The following is a 3,143-nucleotide window of genomic DNA, read 5'->3' on the forward strand; positions in this document are numbered from 1 at the left end:
CGGCAGCGTCAGATGTGTATAAGAGACAGTAATGAATCCGAACGAGACTGCAAGCCGACCTGTAACTCTTCAGTTCAGTAATGACGGGATGTGCAGGGTCCAGTCTAAACGGCATGCTGTTCAAACCAGGCTTTGAGCCATTGAGCGTCGCCGCATTCTTGCAGCGCCTGCTGAAAGTCTTCCGCGTCTACCGCACCATGAGCAAGATCGGCAATCAACGACATCGCTGTTTGCATCTCGTCAGGCCGGATTTGTGATATCAACGTCATATCTGCAATCAGCCTGATTCTGGCCAGGGTCAATGCTTGGTTTTCGAGATGTTCCACAATAGTCTGCCTGTCTTTGTAACTGTATTTATATACAGTATTTTACAGAAAGCTATATTCGTCAACCCATAACTGTCCTTGGCATTTTCGAGGTGAACTTCTTACAGCCAGATTAGGTGCTATGATCACAACCCATTGATTAAAAATGAGTCGTTAGGTTAACCAAGATCATGAAGGTCAAAAATCTGGGCTTGCGGTCGGATGCGGTGGTTTTCTGATTAGTAAGTAAGTTAACTGAGCCTTTGCACTGGAAATTTGGATAAAAGGCCTCATTATTTCCATGCTGGATAGGGGTAAAATTGTAATATCATCAGACGTTGCGTAATTTTTCTTCGATAATTAGAGCGGTGACGGTTTTTAGGGCGGTTAAGACACATAACGTATCTATTTCCATGCTCAAGAGGTGTTTTTGAACAGAGAAAGTAATACCACAGCAACGGTTTCTGTGCTGGGGCGAATCCTGTCAAGCTATGGGGTAAAAACACAAAAGGAATTGAGCGAAGTTACAGGTATTCCGGCAAACACTATCAGTAATTGGGTTCAGCGAGACAGTGTCCCCGGCAACATCATCCTGAAATGCGCGCTTGATAATGGCGTTGATGCAGGATGGTTGGTGACCGGCGAATTTATCGATGGGCCTGAGATGCTGCATCAAGACGCGAATCTCAAGGGTAAAGCGCTCTATGAGCAAATTTTGGCTTCAGGCGGTCGCGCTGTTTTGCGGAGAATGCTGGATGCCTACGGTTTCAGCACGCAAAAAGAGCTGGGTGAGTTACTGGATATCGCGCCTGGCACCATCAGTACCTGGATTCGGCGTGATTTTTTCCCCGGTGATGTGGTGGTGGCGTGCGCGCTGGATACCGGCGTGTCGCTGGAATGGTTGGCTATCGGTAAAGGCTCACCACATCATATTCACCATGAAACAAATGACACGGGCGATACCGTGCTGGTGCCGCGAAAGACGCTCAAAGCCGGTAAATTGCAGGCGGCCGGTGACTGGAAAGCTGATAACGCATTCTTGCCTGAGGGCGTGAACACGCCTCTGTTGGTGGAAGGCAGTATGGCCTCATGGCTGGTGGATACCGGCGTCACCTGCCTAGGGAACGGTCGTTGGCTGTTGGATATCGATGGCAGAAACGATGTCTATGATGTCTCGTTGCTGCCGGGTAAAAAGATCTCCGTCATTGGCAGCACGGCGCAATTCCAGTGTGGGGCGGAGGAAGTGTCTCCGGTGGGGTTAGTGGTCTTCACGATCACCCGCAATGCCTGATGAGGCGAAGCGCCTATCGCTTCGCTTTTCACCAACATCCGTAAAATGATTGATATCATTAGCTGGAGTGTGGACTGGTAGGGGGAACGGAGGGCGCTGAAAATGAGTATGGGAGGGGTGTTTACAGTCTCAGCATCGCCGTGTTCTTCGATTCGTACCGCCGTTTAGTCTCTATTGCATTAACAGGGCACGTCGAGTCATTACAAATCCCGATATTCTCTGGCGGGGCGCCAGAATCCGTCGATAAAATCTTCTATGGGGTAGCATCCCCCATTTCGAATACGTTGCTCACCCATGGTTTTCAGGCACTGCGTTTCTGTCTCATAAACGCCCGCAACCAGGTCTTCACAACTCCCGCCCACGTAGCAGACAAAAATCACCAATGCGAACATGCGATGCCTTCCTCTTAGGATGACTAAGGGCTGAATATTTAACAGGCTAACGCAGAAAGTGTAGTTGAAAATGTGGGAAAAAGGGGATGCCGGATCAGCATCCCAGACGTGAGAACGTTAGTCGCCGTTAGGCGCGGCGCTGGCGCCATCGCGGACTAACTCGCGCGGCAGCGTATTTTTAAAACGGCTACCAATGCGTTTAGCTATCCCTAATGGTGCGTTGCGCCAAATGAGCAGCTCTTCGCTGACATCGGGCAATGTGGCGGGATACACATCCTTCCCCTGAAACCAGGCTTGCGCCTCTGCGGCATTCAGTTCAAATGCAGCCGATGCGCTGGTATCTCCCAACGCGACAATGGCTTCATGTTGCCAGCGATAGCCTTTGGCGAAGCGCTCTGCGAGCTTGATACCGACTCTGGAAAAACGGACCTTCCCAAGTAATGGCGTGAGCGCGCTAGGGAATAGCCATATCTCATCATCGCGCTGCCACAGTTGAAGCTGGTCTTCACTCCACTGAATGCCCTGCTGACGAGCTGCTGCAATCACCGGTTGCGACACTTTGCCGTGCAGCGGGCTAAACGGGAATTTACCCATTTTGAATCCGGGATGCGGCAGGGGAGCAACGCTGGCGGTTTTTCTCAGCCGTGCGACGAAGAATCCTTCGCTATCAAAAATCTGAGGGAAAACGTGCAGAAAACCGTCTTCCGTCGCAGCCTGATGCGCCGTAGGGAACAGGTCGTGTAAAGGCTCAATGACACAAGCGTCCGGGAACTGCGCCATCAGCCAGCGGCAAACATCCTGGTTTTCCTGATGGTTAAGCGTACAGGTGGAGTAAATCAGCGTGCCTCCGGGCTTCAATGCATGGAACGCGCTCATGATCAGCTCGCGCTGGGTGGCGGCGATGCTCGCGATACTGTCCAGCGACCAGTGGCTCATCGCCGCGGGATCTTTTCTGACCACGCCTTCGCCGGAGCAGGGCGCATCCAGCAGTACGGCGTCAAAGCTTTCCGGTAGCGCGCTGCCAAACACACGCCCGTCAAAGTGCGTCAAAGCCGTATTGCTGACGCCGCACCGGTGTAAATTGGCATGCAGAACTTTGACCCGGCTGGCGGCATACTCGTTAGCGACGATGCCGCCCTCATTATTCATCAATGC

4 protein-coding genes are annotated in these 3,143 nt (G+C 51.8%); 1 reads left to right on the forward strand and 3 read right to left on the reverse strand.

Features of this window, described 5'->3' with window-relative positions:
* Window positions 1-104: 104 nt before the first annotated feature.
* A complete protein-coding gene (locus tag Q7O77_RS16230) occupies window positions 105-326 on the reverse strand; it encodes a hypothetical protein (protein ID WP_304169712.1) in 222 nt (73 codons plus the stop codon).
* A gap of 493 nt (window positions 327-819) precedes the next feature.
* Between Q7O77_RS16230 and Q7O77_RS16235 the strand changes: the two genes are divergently transcribed.
* Complete coding sequence (locus Q7O77_RS16235; protein WP_304169713.1) at window positions 820-1,596, forward strand: helix-turn-helix domain-containing protein; 777 nt, start codon at window positions 820-822, stop codon at window positions 1,594-1,596.
* A 200-nt stretch (window positions 1,597-1,796) separates the two neighbouring features.
* Here Q7O77_RS16235 and Q7O77_RS16240 read toward each other — a convergent pair whose 3' ends face one another.
* Window positions 1,797-1,988 (reverse strand): YebW family protein, encoded by a 192-nt coding sequence (locus Q7O77_RS16240; protein ID WP_304169715.1) that lies wholly within the window; start codon window positions 1,986-1,988, stop codon window positions 1,797-1,799.
* 117 nt (window positions 1,989-2,105) lie between these two features.
* Window positions 2,106-3,143 (reverse strand): NOL1/NOP2/sun family putative RNA methylase (locus Q7O77_RS16245; RefSeq protein ID WP_304169717.1); only part of this gene is annotated, 1,038 nt, incomplete at its 5' end.

The sequence above is a fragment of the Lonsdalea britannica genome (genome assembly GCF_946477055.1).
GTDB classification, from domain to species: domain Bacteria; phylum Pseudomonadota; class Gammaproteobacteria; order Enterobacterales; family Enterobacteriaceae; genus Lonsdalea; species Lonsdalea britannica_A.

Coding starts and splice junctions, on each gene's coding strand:
- Q7O77_RS16240 (WP_304169715.1), bottom strand. CDS start 1,988: ATGTTCGCATTGGTGATTTTTGTCTGCTACGTGGGCGGGAGTTGTGAA.